The organism is Ferrovum myxofaciens, from assembly GCF_000735045.1.
Lineage (GTDB): Bacteria > Pseudomonadota > Gammaproteobacteria > Burkholderiales > Ferrovaceae > Ferrovum > Ferrovum myxofaciens.
Genome location: NZ_JPOQ01000331.1, coordinates 1 through 451 on the forward strand (window position 1 = coordinate 1; position 451 = coordinate 451).

Sequence of the window (451 nt, forward strand, 5' to 3'; positions counted from 1 at the left end):
TGGCCCTATATGTCCGCAACTGACTTGAGATGATGCTGGCCGTTGTTTCTGGCCTGAGTTGTGTCCGTGATGGACTGATGGAGCCCTTGATCCCCCAAAAATGGGCGATCCAGTGCCTTGTTGTCCGTGATGGACGTGCGGACGATGAATCGTCCAATTTCTACCGGAGCCAACCGGTATGCGTAAATCAGCGGTGGGCCGCCAAGCCCGCCACTCCCACGGAACCCGCCAAGGTTCCAATCGATTTTGCTGCTCTCTGCACTCACCCTTTTCGGCGCTCAGGTGCCAACCTGAGGTGGTCTATTCGACCTCTCCCATGGATTTCGTCCATGAGATTTATTGCCTAATGGGCCCGCTTACGGTCTATCAGTGGACGACGGATCGTGACTCCGTTGCCGACAACGCTGCCAGCGCTGCCGAAACTGATCGAACGCTTTCGGTTAGGTTGTTT

Annotated in this window: 1 protein-coding gene; it reads right to left on the reverse strand. The window is 55.7% G+C overall.

Annotated elements, in window-relative coordinates; translation table 11 throughout:
• Positions 1 to 5 precede the first annotated feature (5 nt).
• Positions 6 to 173, reverse strand: coding sequence for a hypothetical protein (locus IV91_RS18625; protein ID WP_160171595.1), 168 nt, complete (start codon positions 171 to 173; stop codon positions 6 to 8).
• Positions 174 to 451: the final 278 nt, after the last annotated feature.